Genomic DNA, 15,532 nt, shown 5'->3' with positions numbered 1-15,532 from the left:
CTTTTCTAACCCGATTTCATTTTTAATTCCTAGTGGCTGTGGTATATGTACTTTAGTCGTAATCATGATTGACGTTATTAAAATCATAGCTAACAGGAATAAAAAGATGAGACGTCCCGTAAGAATTGCTGTGACCGGTGCTGCAGGTGCTATCAGCTATAGTTTGTTATTTAAGATAGCTGCAGGGGAGATGATGGGGAAAGACCAGCCTGTTATTTTGCAGTTAATTGAGCTTCCTCATGCAATGGACTCGCTACGAGGGGTTGCTATGGAATTGATGGATTGTGCTTATCCACTTCTGCACACCATCACACTCCATGACAATGTAGAAGATGGTTTTAATAACGCACATTATGCATTGTTGGTGGGTGCTAAGCCCCGTGGCCCTGGTATGGAGCGTAGTGACTTGCTCGAAGAAAATGCCGCCATTTTTGCTCGCCAAGGTAAAGCCCTGAATGATTATGCAAACCGTGATGTTAAGGTATTAATTACCGGGAATCCTGCGAATACTAATGCGCTGATTGCAAGCCGTAATGCGCCGGATCTCAGCCCTTCTCAGTTTACCTGTTTGACCCGGTTAGACCATAACCGTGCTAAGGGAATCTTGGCGAATCACTCAGGGGCAACCACCCGCGATATTGGTGGTATTATGATTTGGGGAAATCATTCAGCCACTCAATATCCCGACCTGCATCAAGCAACGATCCTAGGAAAACCTGCGTTGTCTCAGATAGATACGGCGTGGTATCGAGATGAGTTTATTCCCAAAGTCCAAAAGCGTGGTGCAGAAATCATAGAAGCGCGTGGATTGTCTAGTGCTGCCTCTGCCGCTCAAGCTATTGTTGATCAGATGCGCGACTGGGTGTTAGGTACCGAACCTGGTGAGATCACCAGTATGGGTATTCTCAGTGATGGTAGTTACGGCATTACCAAAGGGATCTTCTTCTCATTCCCTGTGCGTTGTAATTATGGGCGCTACCAAATCGTTCAAGATATCAGTGTGAATGAGTTTGGCCGCAAGCGTTTGACGGAAACTGAAGAGGAGTTATTGGAGGAGAAGGCGGTTGTTGAGCATTTACTGCCCAAAGAAACGGAAGCTTCTCATCAAAGCCTATCGATCTGTTTGCGTTCAGGCGTCACTTTGTATGCTGACAATACCGGTCCGGACTCAGAGAGCAAATTCATGACGACAAATCGCGTGATGTAAGCCAACAGGTATTTAGTGCACATTGAAGAAAAACCGCTACTTCGCTGAAAAGGGAGTAGCGGTTAGATGGTTTAGTGAAAATCTTCTTCTGTCACGGGTGTAATGCTGCTAAGCATTTTTCCAATATCAAGGAGGATGGTGAGGATGTTGTTGTGGTAGCAGACACCTTGTACAAAACGGCGGCTGGTTTCATCACTGGTAACGCTTGGTGCGCGCTCTGTTTCATTTTGCGGGATGTTGATGACTTCATCCACGCTGTCTACCACTAAACCGATCACTTCCTGTTCGTTATACTCGACCATTATGATGCGGGTATCGTCATCAATATCCACATTTGGCATATTGAACAAGCGCCGTGTATCAATAACCGTTGCTACGTTGCCGCGTAAGTTGATAATACCTAAGATGTAATAGTCCGCACCAGGAACTGGGGTGATGTCGGAGTAGCGCAGGACTTCCTTCACCTGCATTACATCAATACCGTACAGTTCATTGTTAACTTTGAAGGTCGCCCATTGGTGATAGATCACCTCTTCTTGATTGGCGCGCTTAGCACGCTCCATCTTGTCTTGCTTGGACTGCTGCATCCCTTCAATCATTTTCAGTTGGTCTGATTCAGCTCGTAAACTCATCTTGGTTATCTCTTTATTCTACATATGATCCAGCATAGACCAGATTTTCAATAAATGTATTTTCGGCTGATTTTTCTTCAGCATAAGCGATAAAAAATAAAAAAAATTACAGACAGTTAGTGGGTTTAGGTAAGCCTGCAAGCTTAGCAGCTTGTTTCGCTGGGCCTTTTGGGAAGAGTTTCATGAGGTAGATGCTCTTGCCCTTGTTGGCGCCTAGAGCTATGCCAACGGCCTTCACTAAGGGGCGCATAGCTGGTGACAGCTGGTATTGATGGTAAAAATCACGGATGACCTGAATGACTTCCCAGTGTGACTCGGTGAGCGTGAGGTTTTCTTCATCCGCTAGGTAGTTGGCAACCTCGGGTGACCAGTCATCAAGATTTAGCAGATAGCCTTCATCATCCAGTGTAATTTGGCGATTGTTTAGCGAAATCTCACGCATCAGAACCAACTCACAACTTTTTGGTGCTCACATGCTAGCTGTACAAAGGTTTCATCTGAAACAGCAATAACGTTTGGGGCGAGTTGCCCTGCTATTCCTCGTGTTTGTAGATCAGGTGTCAGAGCGTATATGAGAACGGAGTTTGGCACCGCGGCAAAGCGATGAGCTTGTGTTCCACCCAATACGCCGTTTTCTATCAATAACAGTGTGTCTTCGGGTAACAGTGCTGCTAAGCAAGACGACCAAAGCTGACTGTTAGACGGTGCTTGGTTGATAGTGTGTAGTGTGCGCATCGTTTAGAACCTCAAGACAATATCACTTTCACGAATCAAGGAGGCAATTGCTGCTTGATCGACTTCGTGAGCAGGTAAAATTAGATCAGAGGCGTTTATCCCATTTTCTTTCAGAGCTCTCTGTTCGACATATAGCGTCTCGATATCATACATCGGCAAGGCAGAGCAGATGCTCGCTAAGTTTTTTTGACCTGTTTTCTCTGGTTGTTGTGAGTTCAGTAGTATCGAACAGGCATCCTCACAAAACAGTAACGCAACCTCTTGTTCAAAAGCTGCAGCAGTTAAAGCAATATCGAGTGCATCTTTACTGTGAGCGTTACCATAAGGAGCGCGTGACAGAATAATAAGGAGTTTTTTCTGCTGCATATTAAGCACTCCCAAAGGTGATGAGTCGGTCTGAGGTTAGTGCTGCATCGGTCAGTTGCCCTAGTCCAGATAGACTAAAAGGAGGGGCTAAGTTATAGGCTAATTTCTCGTGGCGTTTTGCCTCTGGTGGGTCTAGCACGCCACGCTTAAGCGCTGCAGCAATACATACAACTACATCCAGATCGTGTGTGTCTGCTAGCTCTTTCCAGGCTTGGAAGCAATCGACTTCATCCCGAGGTGTGACGGACAAACTGGAAGCAGCATAGACGCTCTCACCATAGAAGAATACCCGATGGATCGTGTGGCCGGCGGCCAGTGCCGTTTTAGTAAATCGGTAAGCACTCTCTACCGATAGGCTATTGGTGGGAGAGCCGTAAATAAGAATGGAGAAAATCATCAATAATCCATACAAAGAAAAACGCCCTGTAATCTTATCAAAGAATACAGGGCGCGTGAGCGTCTTGGGATAGATTAATCGTCGCTAAATGCGCCAACTAGGCTCAGTAGGTGGACGAGTAAGTTGTAGATGTTCAGGTACAGGCTGACGGTTGCCATAATATAGTTAGTGTAAGTGCCATTTACGATGTTGCTGGTGTCATACAGGATAAAGCCAGACATCAGCAAAACAACTAAAGCAGAAAACGCTAAGCCGAAGCCACCGACGTTAACCCCAAACATGGGTAACACGAACAGAGCGATCATGGCAATAATCAAAATCATGGAGCCTGCTGCTAAAAAACCACCCATAAAACTAAAATCTTTACGGCTAGTTAGTACATAAGCAGATAGGCCGACGAAGGTCAGTGCTGTCATACCCATGGCGGTCATAACGATTTCACCACCGTTGGGCAGCCCAAGATAATGATTGAGGATAGGGCCAAGTCCAAAGCCCATCAAACCGGTGAATAAAAAGGTGAGTGGCAGTGCGGCTGCGCTGTTTTGCATTTTATTTAAAATGAAAATCATGACGAAACTTACCAACACGCTACCTATGTAAACTATCATAGGTGGGTTGATTGCCATGGAAATACCGGCGGTGATCGCACTGAAAACCAATGTCATAGCAAGCAACAGATAAGTGTTGCGGATCACTTTGTTCGTCTGCAGTACCGACTGTTCGGAACGGGCATCGATTGTACGTACGTTACTCATATCATCCTCGTAAGAGTTTGTAGTGGTTGATCAATCTCTATAATGGCGATTTCTCTGTTCATTTCAACACTTATGACTCTATTACCTTAAAAAGATTCCAAGTAAACTACTCGGATATTCCTTTTCCTTTGTTATTAGTTAATTACCTTATGCCTTATCTGGATATCCTCTATCAGGATGACGATCTTATAGCAGTTCATAAGCCTGCTGGGTTGTTGGTTCATCCTAGCTGGATTACACCCCGTAAAACGCCCAATCTTGTATACTCGCTTAAGTGCTATTTCCGAGGAAAACCTGTCTATACTGTACATCGACTAGATAGGGCAACATCGGGTGTTATTGTATTTGCCAAGAACAAAGAGACCGCGCAGCGGATGAATCATCTGTTTGCGGATCATCAGGTGCAGAAAACCTATTTGTGTGTCACGAGAGGGTTTACACCAGAAGAAGGTGTCATTGACTACCCACTTAAACCTATTTTTGATAAGAAAGTGGATCATCCGCTATCCGATAGGGATAAGCCTGCAAAGGATGCGATCTCTGATTATCGGCGCTTGGGTACTGTCGAGTTGCCTATTCCTATCGGAAAATATCCATGCGCTAGGTACTCTTTGGTGGAAGTGAAGCCTAAGACCGGAAGAAAACATCAGATTCGCCGGCATATGAAGCATATCTTCCACCCTTTAGTGGGAGATACAAAATATGGCGAGGGGCGCCACAATCGCCTTTTTCGGGAAAATTTTCATATCCATCGTATGTTTTTGATGGCAACAGAGCTAGCGTTTCCTCATCCTGCAACCGGTGAACCTATGTTGATACAAGCATCTGTAACAGGAGAGGTTGCCTGCCTATTTGATCAGTTCGGTTGGCAAGGTCTATACCCTGCATCTGAGTCGCTGGAGAAAGAAACGATGGAAGCGTTAGCCGGTGAGGTGGAAGACGATATGCTGAGTCAGGACGATGAACCAGAAGAAGGTTAGTAGCTTACTAACTGTTAGCCACTAAAAAAGGCCGGGATTATCCGGCCTTTATGGGAATTGCGTTATTTAAACTAAGACAACCAGTTATCTGGGTCGTTTTCATCAACGAAAACGGTTGGCCACTCATCTCGGCGAGATAGCATCGTGCGCGCAACATCTTTGGCGCCTTCCAAGTCGTGGCTAGCTGCCCAGCCGCACTGTAACTCGTTACATGCGGGTACTTCGGTTGCAACCAGTACGTCGTTCAGTGCTTTCTCAAGCACTTCGAGCACCTCCGCGTAGTTATCATGATTTAGCAAAGATAGGTAAAAACCTGTTTGGCATCCCATCGGACTGAAGTCCAAAACTGCGTTGGTATGATTGCGAACAAACTCTGCGATCATATGCTCCAATGAATGCAACGATGGCATTGGCATATGTTCTTTATTGGGTTGGCAAAAGCGCACATCGTATTTGTGCACGGTATCTTTTTCGCCTTGAGTGACACCAACAAGACGTACATAAGGTGCGATAACCTTAGTATGATTGAAATTGAAGCTTTCGACGTTCATATTCAGTTTGTTCCAGTGGTTAAATTGCGTATCCTGTATGGCGATGCATCATAGCACGAGATCAACCTATCTACGAAAGGGCAGTTCGGTTACATGACTACACAGCGGTCGCTTAAAGACATTATTCAAAAACAAAAAACGATAAAAGTAGGGATTATTGGTGCCATGGATCAGGAGGTGGAGATTCTTCGTGAAAGCCTCTCAGATCGACAGGACCATGTGATCGCTGGATATGAATTTTATACAGGTACCATGAGAGGGGTAGAGGTTGTGCTCCTGAAATCGGGTATTGGTAAAGTTAACGCCGCCGTTAGTACCACATTGTTGCTGCATGCCTTTGCACCGGACTGTATTTTAAATACGGGTTCAGCTGGCGGTTTCGACCCTGTACTCAATGTGGGCGATATCGTTATCTCCTCAGAAGTGAGACATCATGATGTGGATGTGACGGTGTTTGGCTACGAGCCCGGGCAAGTACCAGGTTTACCCGCAGCGTTTGAACCTGACACAACACTAGCGCAGATTGCTGAGCGTTGTATCGAACGCCTAGAAGGGATGAAGACCGTACACGGGCTCATAGCGACGGGTGATAGCTTTATGAATGATCCAGTGCGAGTTGCTCGAACGCGTGAGCTCTTCCCCTCAATGAAGGCGGTCGAGATGGAGGCAGCGGCAATAGCCCAGACTTGCCACCAATTTGGGACCCCTTTTATTGTCATTCGCGCTTTATCTGACATTGCAGGTAAAGAGTCGGATCAGTCATTCGAGCAGTTCTTAGAGACAGCTGCTCGCCATTCGGCAGAGATGGTCACAGAAATCACTGCTTCAATAGGCGAGCTAGGCTGAACCAAAAAATAACCTTTTGCTAAATTAAGATCTATAAAGAGATATTTCATGATTAAATCATTTCAACCGCCACAACGGGTTCTAATGGGCCCAGGCCCTTCTGATGTAAGCCCGCGTGTTCTGGAAGCGATGTCACGCCCGACTATAGGGCACTTGGATCCTGAATTCATCCGCATGATGGATGAGTTAAAAGCGCTGCTAAAACAAACATTTTTGACCGAGAATGAACTGACCATGCCGGTGTCTGCGCCCGGTTCTGCCGGAATGGAAGCCTGCTTCGTTAACTTGGTTGAGCCAGGTGACAAAGTGATTGTCTGCCAGAACGGTGTGTTTGGTGGACGCATGAAAGAAAACGTTGAGCGTTTTGGCGGCGAAGTGGTGTTAGTCTCTGATGAGTGGGGCACGCCAGTCAGTGTTGATAAAGTAAAAGCTGCGTTTGAAACTCACCCTGACACAAAAATTTTGGCGTTTGTTCATGCAGAGACATCAACGGGCGTACGTTCTGATGCTAAAAGTCTGTGTGCGATTGCTAAAGAGTACGATGCGCTAACCATCGTTGATGCGGTTACTTCACTGGGTGGTTCTGAGTTGCGGATGGATGAGTGGGGGATTGATGCTATCTACTCCGGCTCTCAAAAGTGTCTGTCATGTCCTCCGGGTATTTCGCCTGTTAGTTTTAGTGAGAAAGCGGTAGAAAAAGTACAAAGCCGTGAAAGCCGTACACCAAGCTGGTTCCTAGATAAAAAACTGGTCATGGGTTATTGGGGTGGCGATGGCAAGCGTGCTTACCATCACACGGCTCCTGTGAACTCACTCTATGCCTTGCATGAGTCGCTTGTTATTTTACAGGAAGAGGGGCTAGAGAACTCTTGGGCTCGTCATGCCAAACATCATGAAGCGTTGAAAGCTGGTTTGGAAGCAATGGGTATATCCTTCCTTGTTGAAGAAGCATACCGCCTGCCGCAATTAAACTCTGTTATGATTCCGGAAGGTGTTGATGATGCCGCTGTTCGATCAGCGCTATTGAGCAACTTTGGTTTGGAGATCGGCGCAGGTTTGGGTGCTTTAGCGGGTAAAGTATGGCGTATCGGCTTGATGGGTGCCGCTTGTAATCGTCGTAATGTGACGCTGTGTTTATCCGCTCTTGAAAGCACTTTGGCTGAAATGGGTGCGCCCATTAAGACAGGCCAAGCGTTAGTGGCAGCAGCAGCGGTTTATCAGGGCTAATTATTTGCCGCGTAGCTCAGATATAGCTATTTCAAAAGCCGGATTAAATTCCGGCTTTTTGCTTTTTAGTATGTTTACTTAGCTAGCTCGGCTTCGATCAAATCGGTCTGTGCTTTTTCATCCCACTCTCTGCCACCCATAAACGTCATTACACTGCGCCCCTCTTTGTTAAGTAGGAAGCTCATGGGAAGTCCTTTAATACCCAATGCGATAAACGATACTCCCTTTTGGTCCAATAAAATGGGGAAAGTGAGTTCGGTATCAAGTTGCAGTAGAAAAGCATCGACGACATCGGGCTCCTCTCCGGCATTAATGGCGACAATCTCAAAACCGTCATCGGCATAGCGTTCTTTAAGACGTTGCATAGAGGGCATCTCTTTCACGCAGGGTGGGCACCACGTTGCCCAGAAGTTTAGAAGTACCACTTTGCCTTTGTAGTCGGTCATATTGACGGTATCCCCTTCCGTATTAGGGAATTCCAGCTCACTAAACATCATGCTGTCATCGGCATAGCTGAATGTTGCGAATATGATTAATAGGCTGGCAAATATATGGCGAAAAAACATCTACAAAGCTCCAAGGGTTGATGTGGACAGCTTATTTTTGAACAACAATAAGCCGTAAAGTTCTTTATGTTCTATCTTAGGATTATCTGATCGATTGGTATATGTTACCGGAGTGTGGCATAAATAATCTTAACTAATCGTTAGTGACCATAACTCAAAAATAGGAATTCGTGATGAAAGTAGCCTTTATCGGATTGGGTACTATGGGCTTTCCCATGGCGGGACATTTGCAAAAAGCCGGACATGAAGTAACGGTATTCAACCGTACACAAGCTAAGGCTCAACAATGGGTTGAGGTGTATGGTGGTAGTTGGGCTGAAACACCCGCTGAAGCAGCTAAAGGAGCCGAAATTGTATTTACCTGTGTGGGTAATGATGATGATTTGAGAGAGGTTACGACGGGAGCACAAGGAATTCTCAAAACAATGTCCGCAGGCTCGATTCTTGTGGACCATACAACCGCTTCGGCTGAAGTAGCACGAGAGCTTTTCGATGTGACAAAAACTCAAACCGTGGGCTTTTTGGATGCACCCGTGTCGGGTGGGCAGGCCGGTGCTGAGAATGGTCTGCTGAGTGTCATGGTAGGTGGTGAACAAGCCGCTTATGATAAAGCGGAACCGGTGATGCAGGCCTATGGCAAGTCCATTCGTTTATTGGGCCAAGCGGGTAGTGGGCAGCTTGCAAAAATGGTGAATCAGATCTGTATCGCTGGGCTTGTACAGGGGTTATCTGAGGCGGTGCATTTTGCTAAGCAAGCTAATCTGGATGCAGCTCAGGTCTTTGATGTTATTCAGCATGGAGCTGCTGGCTCTTGGCAGATGGTTAACCGTCATCAAACGATGATTGATGGTAAATTTGATTATGGATTTGCTGTTGATTGGATGCGGAAAGATTTAGGCATCACCTTGGATGAAGCGCGTCGTAACGGTGCTCAGCTGCCAGTAACCGCTCTGGTCGATCAGTTCTATGCGGAAGTGCAACGCATGGGGGGAGGGCGTTGGGATACCTCAAGCCTTGTAAAACGTTTTGATCCAGATCAATAGATTGTTATAATTACACCATTACGTTTATAACTTATTAGACTAAAGGTGTGGTTCTATGTTTGGTATTGATAAATACAGTTTGATCTCTTTTGCGCCTAGCATCGCGGTTGTTGTTGGCTGTGTTGCTTTGGTGGTTATCGGTGTGCCCATGCTGAAAAAAGCCATGGCTGCTGATGAAGCGCGTGCTAACCGCGACGCAAAATAAGCATGATAAGACTGACGCTAGGGTGAGCGTCAGTCTCTCTATCTATCGTCTTTAGTCTGGCCAGCTGTCCTTTACAATTATCCCACGGCTGATCGTTTGCCATCTTCCCTTGTCTTCTTTAGCTTCAACAATCATGTTGGGTGAGTATGTTCCTGTCACTTGGTTCTTTAACTCAGTTGCCGTTAACGGTGTTGGGTTTTTCTGATGTTCCAGTCCAGCGATCCAATGATGGCGAGGCAGAATAACAAAATACGTGTCAGAGTTTGGCCGAGTACCCAGTTGTTCAATTTCTGAATGCCTCAGCCACCATCCTTTATAGTGATCAGAATGTAGCTCTGTGATCTTCGGCCAGTAGGCAGTGTGATAGGTGCGATAAGGGTAGAATAGGTAGCCGGTCAGTAATGCCGCTCGATGGGTTGGAAAGGGGAGGTCAAGATCTAATAAGGCTTGGTGTACTTCAGCTTTTTTTGTGAGTGGAAGCTGGTGGGTTTGTAAACGGTGCTGCTTAATATCAAGTCGGTCTCTCCCGCCGGGACCAATAAAGCTGCTTAGCCCATGAATCTGTGGGTGGTGCAGATAAAACTTAATCGCTACCTCTAAATGAAGGATTTGCCCCCCTGCCTGCTGCATCAGGTAGTCAAGTTCTCCTAAGGTACGTTTTTTGTCCAGAATGGTTAGGTTTCTAGCTAATAGTTTAGTGCTAGGGCTGTTACGTATCAGTGCTGCTACCACATCTTCAAACTGTTTACCTAAGCGATATGCCGGAGCGCAGGGGTAGGTACGCCATTCTTGGGAGAGTACGTTATGTGATCGATGGTCTGCCGGATTAAAATTGGCCATCATAGTGGTATCAGCCAGTAGCGGTGGAGCATCATAAAGCCATGTTAGATCTTTATGTATATCAACAAGTAACCCATCGCTCATCTTATAAATATCCGCGATTAATAGTTCACATCCGAGTATAACTCACCTACAGTATCCCACTCAGGTGTCGGTGGCGAGCTGTTAAGGCTGCTGCAAAGCATAGGTGCATTTATGAATACAAATCCATTACCCAAACGCAATGATAATGATCGTTTTCCTCTGCTTTCGGATACAAACATCAATACGATATTAATGAATGGCGCTAAAATCGCGCTGAGTAAGCTGCGCCGTGCTAGTAGTTTTGATGCAAGGCTGTATTACTATGCCGAAATTGGTGTGTTTCTTGAGGTATCTCTTTCTCGGGGGGCAGGCATTACTGATGAGACCCGGCGGCGTTTGGAAGCGCTTCATCGAGAAGCGACCTATCTCCATATGCAAGCAAATAAAGAAGATAATGCTGTAGCTGATGTTTGATAGTAAAGCCTTTTTATCTCGCCTTACCCAGCGCCCCGGTGTTTATCAGATGCGGGATAACACTGGAAAACTCCTCTATATCGGGAAAGCTAAAAATCTAAAAAAGCGAGTCAGCAGCTATTTCCGGGCAACAGGGCTGACGGTCAAAACGCAAGCCTTGGTGTCCCATATAGCGGATATTGATATCACGGTGACCAACAGCGAGACAGAAGCGCTGTTGCTAGAACAGAACCTGATTAAGAAAAATCGCCCCCCCTACAATATTTTGCTACGGGATGACAAAAGTTATCCCTATATCTTTGTTTCATCGGGTGAAAACTACCCGGTACTGACTTTTCATCGCGGAGCCAAGCGAAAGAAGGGGCAATATTTTGGTCCCTACCCTGGAAGGGCAGCTGTCAATGATAGTTTAAGTATTCTGCAAAAAGTTTTCCGTATCAGGCAATGCGATGATGCCTTCTTTCGAAATCGTTCGCGGCCTTGCTTACAATACCAAATAAAACGTTGCAGTGCGCCTTGCGTCGAAGCGATATCGACAGAGGATTATGCCGAAGATGTTCGCCATGCCACGATGTTTCTGGAAGGTAAAAGCCACACCATCATGAAAGAGTTAGCGGCGCAGATGGAAGAGGCCTCCAAACGTTTGGACTTTGAGCGAGCAGCCGAGTATCGAGACCAAATTAGTAGCTTGCAGCTAGTCCAAGAGCAGCAATACGTTTCAGGAAGTGCAGGCGATGCAGATGTTATAGCTTGTTCCATTCAGCCTGGCGGTGTTTGTGTGCACGTGCTCTTTGTCAGGGGAGGACGTGTACTGGGTAGTAAAGCTTTCCATCCGAAAGTATCGGTTGAAGATAGTCCCTCCAGTGTGCTTTCAGCCTTTATTGCCCAGTGGTATATCGGCTCCCCTCGTGAAATTCCCAATCATGTGATTATTAGCGATGAGCTGGAAGATCAGGACTGTCTAGAAGAGGCGCTACGTGAGCAGCGCGGTAAAAAAGTTCAAATTAGCCATCGAGTAAAGGGGGAGCGTCAAGGGTGGTTGAAGCTGGCTGTGACCAATGCGGAGCAGAATCTAACGAGCCATCTGGCGAGTAAACAGAATATCTATCAACGCTATTTAGCCCTGCAAGATGTCTGCGGTTTGGATGAAACGCCTTCACGGTTGGAGTGTTTTGATATCTCCCACAGTAGTGGTGAGGCAACGGTCGCTTCCTGTGTGGTATTTGACCGTAACGGCCCGCTAAAAAAAGACTATCGGCACTTCAATATTGAGGGCATAACTGGCGGAGATGACTACGCTGCTATGCATCAAGCGCTGACGCGCAGATATACCCGCATTAAAAAAGGTGAGGGGGTGCTACCTGATATCCTTTTAATAGATGGGGGAAAAGGGCAGGTTACCCAAGCAATAGCTGTGTTAAATGAGCTGCAAATAGGTGATGTTCAGATTATCGGGGTAGCGAAAGGCACAACGCGCAAAGCGGGTTTTGAAACACTGATCATGGCAGACAGTGGAACGGAGGTGACATTAGCCTCGGATTCAGCAGCGCTTCATTTGATACAGCATATACGTGATGAAGCTCACCGCTTTGCGATTACTGGCCATCGGGCAAGGCGAGGGAAGGCGCGGCAAACCTCACAGCTAGAAGGCATTCCCGGTGTTGGGCCCAAGCGCAGACGTGAATTACTCAAGCATTTTGGCGGAATTACCATGATTGAGCGTGCGAGTATTGAAGAAATCACAAAAGTCTCTACCATAAGCCGGGCGTTGGCAGAGGAGATCTATGCCGCGTTACACCCAGAGGCCTGATTGCGGAGTTTTCGGCACTGATGTTGTTATCTATGAACATACCTAACTTGCTTACACTCCTTAGGATCTTTCTAATTCCGGTGTTTGTGTTGTTTTACTACTTGCCCTACAGCTGGGCTCCTTTAGCCACGGGCGCTATTTTTGCCGTCGCGGCTGCAACCGATTGGTTGGATGGTTATCTTGCACGTCGATGGAATCAAACATCGGCGTTAGGTGCTTTTCTTGATCCTGTTGCTGACAAGTTGATGGTTGCTGTTGCCTTAGTGATGCTAACGGAAACCTTTGCGCAAGTGTGGATGACGATTCCTGCCATGATTATCATTGGTCGAGAGATTATTATCTCCGCGTTGCGAGAGTGGATGGCGGAGTTAGGCAAGCGCGCCAGTGTAGCCGTATCCTACATCGGCAAAATAAAAACAGCTTTACAGATGCTGGCAATTTTTTTGTTAGTCTCTGTAGAACCTGCTTCAACAATCTCTTGGGTTGGTGTGGGGGCGCTCTATATTGCTGCTTTGTTGACCTTATGGTCGATGTTTGTTTATCTAAAAGCGGCTTGGCCTGAACTAACTTCCGAAGATTAAAGCGATAGTGCGCTAAGTGGTTAATCTTTAAGCAAAAATAAATGCTAAACATGGTTGACACGGGCTCAGATCTCTCTATAATACGCCCCACTGTTTGCACAGGGCGGGAATAGCTCAGTGGTAGAGCACAACCTTGCCAAGGTTGGGGTCGCGAGTTCGAACCTCGTTTCCCGCTCCAAATAATTGTGCAAAGCATAGGCGCGGTGGCAGAGTGGTCATGCAGCGGACTGCAACTCCGTGTACGCCGGTTCGATTCCGACCCGCGCCTCCATTGATCCTATAGCATAAGCTATTGGACCATCCGCCCGGATGGTGAAATTGGTAGACACACAAGACTTAAAATCTTGCGCTCTAACGAGCGTGCCGGTTCAAGTCCGGCTCCGGGCACCACTTAACAATGACAGGTTAAGTGGTATCATTTCTTAAAGTTTCTTCTTTTGGGGTCTCTCTGTACCAATTAATGATTGAGTGTTCGGTGTGACTTAGCCTCAAGTCTCGTAGTGCATTAGTAAGAATTGATCTACAATTTTCCCTATGAATACACAAGTTTCTCATATTGTTTTGGCCGATAAAGAGCAGGTTACCGCAAGGTTAACTGCTGCTGGTGTTTATCCGACATCGCAGCGTGTTGCAATCGCGCAAGTGCTGCTTGCAGAGCATCAGCATGTCACTGCGGATAAACTGCAGGAGATGTTATATCTCAGTGGTAGTAAAATATCTAAGGCAACGGTCTATAACAGTCTAAAGCGCTTTGTTGAGAAAGGTCTTGTCAGTGAGCTTGTGATTGATAACCAAAGGGCGTTTTACGACACTAACACCTCCCATCATCACCACGTCTATAACCTTGATACCGGAGAGTTGTCAGATATCGACAGCTTCAATTTATCCCTGCTGCAGAGTGTGGAACTGCCTCAAGGAACTGAGATCGATTCGGTAGATTTGGTACTCCGCGTACGTAATACCTAAAATAAATTGCGCTTACACCTCCTTATGGTTACGGCTGATTCAAATCAATGTTTCATATTTAGAATAAGTCTAAGTTTAGTTTGCCGCGAAGATGAGCATTGCCAACTAACTCAGATTGACCTGTGATCTCTGCGGCTAAGCTTTAGCCCTACTTACTTAAAGGGCTATGTTTTGGACGATAGAGAGGACTCCAAAGTGAAACTGAAAAAACACGTTACTAGTAGTGTGGCGCTTGGGTTAGTGGTAACTTCATTTATGGTTAGTGCTAATGAGCCTATTGAAACGATCAAGCCTGTCAAAGAGATCAACTTGGCTCAGGTGGAGTTGGGGAAAAAATTGTACTTTGATCCCCGCTTATCCAAGTCGGGTTTTATATCTTGTAACTCCTGTCATAACCTAAGCATGGGAGGAACTGATAACCTTAAAACCTCTATTGGGCATAATTGGCAGCAGGGGCCTATTAATGCGCCCACCGTTCTTAACTCCAGTTTGAATTTGGCTCAGTTCTGGGATGGTCGAGCGGCAGATCTTAAAGCTCAGGCTGGTGGCCCTATTGCGAACCCAGGGGAGATGGCTTCCTCTCATACGTTAGCCATTGATGTGATTCAGTCCATACCGCAGTATGTGAGAGAATTTAAGCAGGTATTTGGGCATGACAAAGTGAGTATTGATGAAGTCACCCAAGCCATTGCTGAATTTGAAAAAACACTAGTGACGCCGAACTCTCCTTTCGATCAGTGGTTGATGGGTGATAAGGATGCGATCACAGAGTATGAGTTGTCTGGATATGCACTCTTCAAAAACTCTGGATGTGTTGCATGCCATAACGGAGAAGCGGTGGGTGGTAACTCTTTCCAAAAAATGGGTGTGGTTGAGGCTTATCAGGCAAAAGGCAACGCTGAAGGTTTGAGTGCGGTAACGGGTAAAGATGCAGACCGGTTTAAGTTTAAAGTACCAACTCTGCGTAACGTTGAACTTACCTATCCCTATTTCCATGATGGAGAAGCGGAGTCTCTAACTGAAGCGGTAGATTTAATGGGGCGTTTACAGTTAGGTAGGAAATTTAGTGAAGATGAAACGGCGAGAATCGTCGCATTCCTAAAAACACTAACAGGGGATCAACCTAACTTCCAGCTTCCTCAGCTTCCTCCTTCGACAGATGCGACGCCAAAACCGCAACCATTTGATTCGTGAGATCTTTCACTTCCCTAGTTTGAGGAGCATTAAGGCCTTAGGGTAGGGGAGTGCTGATTGACAACTGTCTTAAGAAGTCCTTAGTGATGCATTTGCTGATATATCTGAAAGGCTTCAATATCTGAGCCTGCAT

Annotated in this window: 20 protein-coding genes and 3 tRNA genes; 14 read left to right on the top strand and 9 right to left on the bottom strand. The window is 46.2% G+C overall.

Going from position 1 to position 15,532, the window contains the following annotated elements; translation table 11 throughout:
• Positions 1-106 precede the first annotated feature (106 nt).
• On the top strand, positions 107-1,207 hold the full coding sequence (locus F0U83_RS10110) for a malate dehydrogenase (protein WP_138987653.1): 1,101 nt from the start codon (positions 107-109) through the stop codon (positions 1,205-1,207).
• Positions 1,208-1,278: 71 nt separating this feature from the next.
• Here the strand turns inward: F0U83_RS10110 and F0U83_RS10105 are convergent, their stop codons facing one another.
• From F0U83_RS10105 to F0U83_RS10080, 6 genes are all read right to left on the bottom strand, one after another.
• Positions 1,279-1,839: a chemotaxis protein CheW gene (locus F0U83_RS10105; protein WP_138987654.1), complete on the bottom strand. Its 561-nt coding sequence runs from the start codon at positions 1,837-1,839 to the stop codon at positions 1,279-1,281.
• Positions 1,840-1,945: 106 nt separating this feature from the next.
• Positions 1,946-2,281, bottom strand: a complete 336-nt coding sequence (locus tag F0U83_RS10100) for a TusE/DsrC/DsvC family sulfur relay protein (RefSeq protein WP_138987655.1) — start codon at positions 2,279-2,281, stop codon at positions 1,946-1,948.
• Entirely contained in the window at positions 2,281-2,574 is a 294-nt protein-coding gene (gene tusB, locus F0U83_RS10095; RefSeq protein ID WP_138987656.1) for a sulfurtransferase complex subunit TusB, read from the bottom strand. The genes F0U83_RS10100 and tusB overlap by 1 nt, the downstream gene beginning before the upstream one ends.
• A 3-nt stretch (positions 2,575-2,577) precedes the next feature.
• Entirely contained in the window at positions 2,578-2,940 is a 363-nt protein-coding gene (gene tusC, locus F0U83_RS10090; protein ID WP_138987657.1) for a sulfurtransferase complex subunit TusC, read from the bottom strand.
• A gap of 1 nt (position 2,941) precedes the next feature.
• Positions 2,942-3,337, bottom strand: coding sequence for a sulfurtransferase complex subunit TusD (gene tusD / locus F0U83_RS10085; protein WP_138987658.1), 396 nt, complete (start codon positions 3,335-3,337; stop codon positions 2,942-2,944).
• A gap of 74 nt (positions 3,338-3,411) precedes the next feature.
• The gene (locus F0U83_RS10080; RefSeq protein WP_138987659.1) at positions 3,412-4,092 is read right to left on the bottom strand and encodes a Bax inhibitor-1/YccA family protein; all 681 of its coding nucleotides are present in this window, start codon (positions 4,090-4,092) and stop codon (positions 3,412-3,414) included.
• A gap of 26 nt (positions 4,093-4,118) precedes the next feature.
• Here F0U83_RS10080 and F0U83_RS10075 point away from each other — a divergent pair, with 26 nt between their 5' ends.
• Positions 4,119-5,072, top strand: a complete 954-nt coding sequence (locus F0U83_RS10075; protein ID WP_246077748.1) for a pseudouridine synthase — start codon at positions 4,119-4,121, stop codon at positions 5,070-5,072.
• Positions 5,073-5,143: 71 nt separating this feature from the next.
• Here the strand turns inward: F0U83_RS10075 and F0U83_RS10070 are convergent, their stop codons facing one another.
• Positions 5,144-5,623, bottom strand: a complete 480-nt coding sequence (locus F0U83_RS10070) for an S-ribosylhomocysteine lyase (protein WP_138987660.1) — start codon at positions 5,621-5,623, stop codon at positions 5,144-5,146.
• Positions 5,624-5,716: 93 nt separating this feature from the next.
• On the opposite strand from F0U83_RS10070, the gene mtnN reads away from it, so the two are divergent.
• Both mtnN and F0U83_RS10060 read left to right on the top strand, forming a co-directional pair.
• Positions 5,717-6,469: a 5'-methylthioadenosine/S-adenosylhomocysteine nucleosidase gene (mtnN, locus tag F0U83_RS10065; protein ID WP_211343669.1), complete on the top strand. Its 753-nt coding sequence runs from the start codon at positions 5,717-5,719 to the stop codon at positions 6,467-6,469.
• Positions 6,470-6,517: 48 nt separating this feature from the next.
• Positions 6,518-7,696, top strand: coding sequence for a pyridoxal-phosphate-dependent aminotransferase family protein (locus tag F0U83_RS10060; RefSeq protein ID WP_138987661.1), 1,179 nt, complete (start codon positions 6,518-6,520; stop codon positions 7,694-7,696).
• 74 nt (positions 7,697-7,770) lie between these two features.
• On the opposite strand, the gene F0U83_RS10055 is transcribed toward F0U83_RS10060, so the two are convergent.
• Entirely contained in the window at positions 7,771-8,262 is a 492-nt protein-coding gene (locus F0U83_RS10055; RefSeq protein WP_138987662.1) for a TlpA disulfide reductase family protein, read from the bottom strand.
• Between the two features lie 173 nt (positions 8,263-8,435).
• Here F0U83_RS10055 and F0U83_RS10050 point away from each other — a divergent pair, with 173 nt between their 5' ends.
• Together F0U83_RS10050 and F0U83_RS16965 are read left to right on the top strand one after the other, a co-directional pair.
• Positions 8,436-9,305, top strand: coding sequence for an NAD(P)-dependent oxidoreductase (locus F0U83_RS10050; protein WP_138987663.1), 870 nt, complete (start codon positions 8,436-8,438; stop codon positions 9,303-9,305).
• Between the two features lie 55 nt (positions 9,306-9,360).
• The gene (locus tag F0U83_RS16965; protein ID WP_170221817.1) at positions 9,361-9,510 is read left to right on the top strand and encodes a hypothetical protein; all 150 of its coding nucleotides are present in this window, start codon (positions 9,361-9,363) and stop codon (positions 9,508-9,510) included.
• Positions 9,511-9,561: 51 nt separating this feature from the next.
• Here F0U83_RS16965 and F0U83_RS10045 read toward each other — a convergent pair whose 3' ends face one another.
• The gene (locus F0U83_RS10045) at positions 9,562-10,434 is read right to left on the bottom strand and encodes a DUF1853 family protein (RefSeq protein ID WP_138987664.1); all 873 of its coding nucleotides are present in this window, start codon (positions 10,432-10,434) and stop codon (positions 9,562-9,564) included.
• Positions 10,435-10,545: 111 nt separating this feature from the next.
• Between F0U83_RS10045 and F0U83_RS10040 the strand changes: the two genes are divergently transcribed.
• The 8 genes from F0U83_RS10040 to F0U83_RS10005 all read left to right on the top strand — a co-directional run bounded on the left by F0U83_RS10040 (position 10,546) and on the right by F0U83_RS10005 (position 15,399).
• Complete coding sequence (locus F0U83_RS10040; protein WP_138987665.1) at positions 10,546-10,848, top strand: excinuclease ABC subunit C; 303 nt, start codon at positions 10,546-10,548, stop codon at positions 10,846-10,848.
• Positions 10,841-12,658, top strand: a complete 1,818-nt coding sequence (uvrC, locus tag F0U83_RS10035) for an excinuclease ABC subunit UvrC (protein WP_138987666.1) — start codon at positions 10,841-10,843, stop codon at positions 12,656-12,658. Before F0U83_RS10040 ends, uvrC begins: the two co-directional genes overlap by 8 nt.
• Before the next feature lie 32 nt (positions 12,659-12,690).
• Positions 12,691-13,239, top strand: coding sequence for a CDP-diacylglycerol--glycerol-3-phosphate 3-phosphatidyltransferase (gene pgsA / locus F0U83_RS10030; protein WP_138987667.1), 549 nt, complete (start codon positions 12,691-12,693; stop codon positions 13,237-13,239).
• Between the two features lie 103 nt (positions 13,240-13,342).
• Positions 13,343-13,417, top strand: a tRNA-Gly gene (locus tag F0U83_RS10025).
• A 19-nt stretch (positions 13,418-13,436) separates the two neighbouring features.
• Positions 13,437-13,510 (top strand) — tRNA-Cys (locus tag F0U83_RS10020).
• A 32-nt stretch (positions 13,511-13,542) separates the two neighbouring features.
• Positions 13,543-13,629: transfer RNA gene (locus tag F0U83_RS10015), tRNA-Leu, on the top strand.
• A gap of 144 nt (positions 13,630-13,773) precedes the next feature.
• Positions 13,774-14,205 carry a Fur family transcriptional regulator gene (locus F0U83_RS10010; protein ID WP_138987668.1) on the top strand — a complete coding sequence of 144 codons (432 nt, stop codon included), beginning with the start codon at positions 13,774-13,776 and terminating at the stop codon, positions 14,203-14,205.
• Between the two features lie 195 nt (positions 14,206-14,400).
• Complete coding sequence (locus tag F0U83_RS10005) at positions 14,401-15,399, top strand: cytochrome-c peroxidase (protein WP_276469557.1); 999 nt, start codon at positions 14,401-14,403, stop codon at positions 15,397-15,399.
• The last annotated feature ends 133 nt before the right edge of the window (positions 15,400-15,532 follow it).

This window comes from Neptunomonas concharum, assembly GCF_008630635.1.
GTDB classification, from domain to species: domain Bacteria; phylum Pseudomonadota; class Gammaproteobacteria; order Pseudomonadales; family Balneatricaceae; genus Neptunomonas; species Neptunomonas concharum.
Note: the sequence above shows the minus strand (reverse complement) of the source record. Positions and strands in the feature narration are given on the sequence as shown.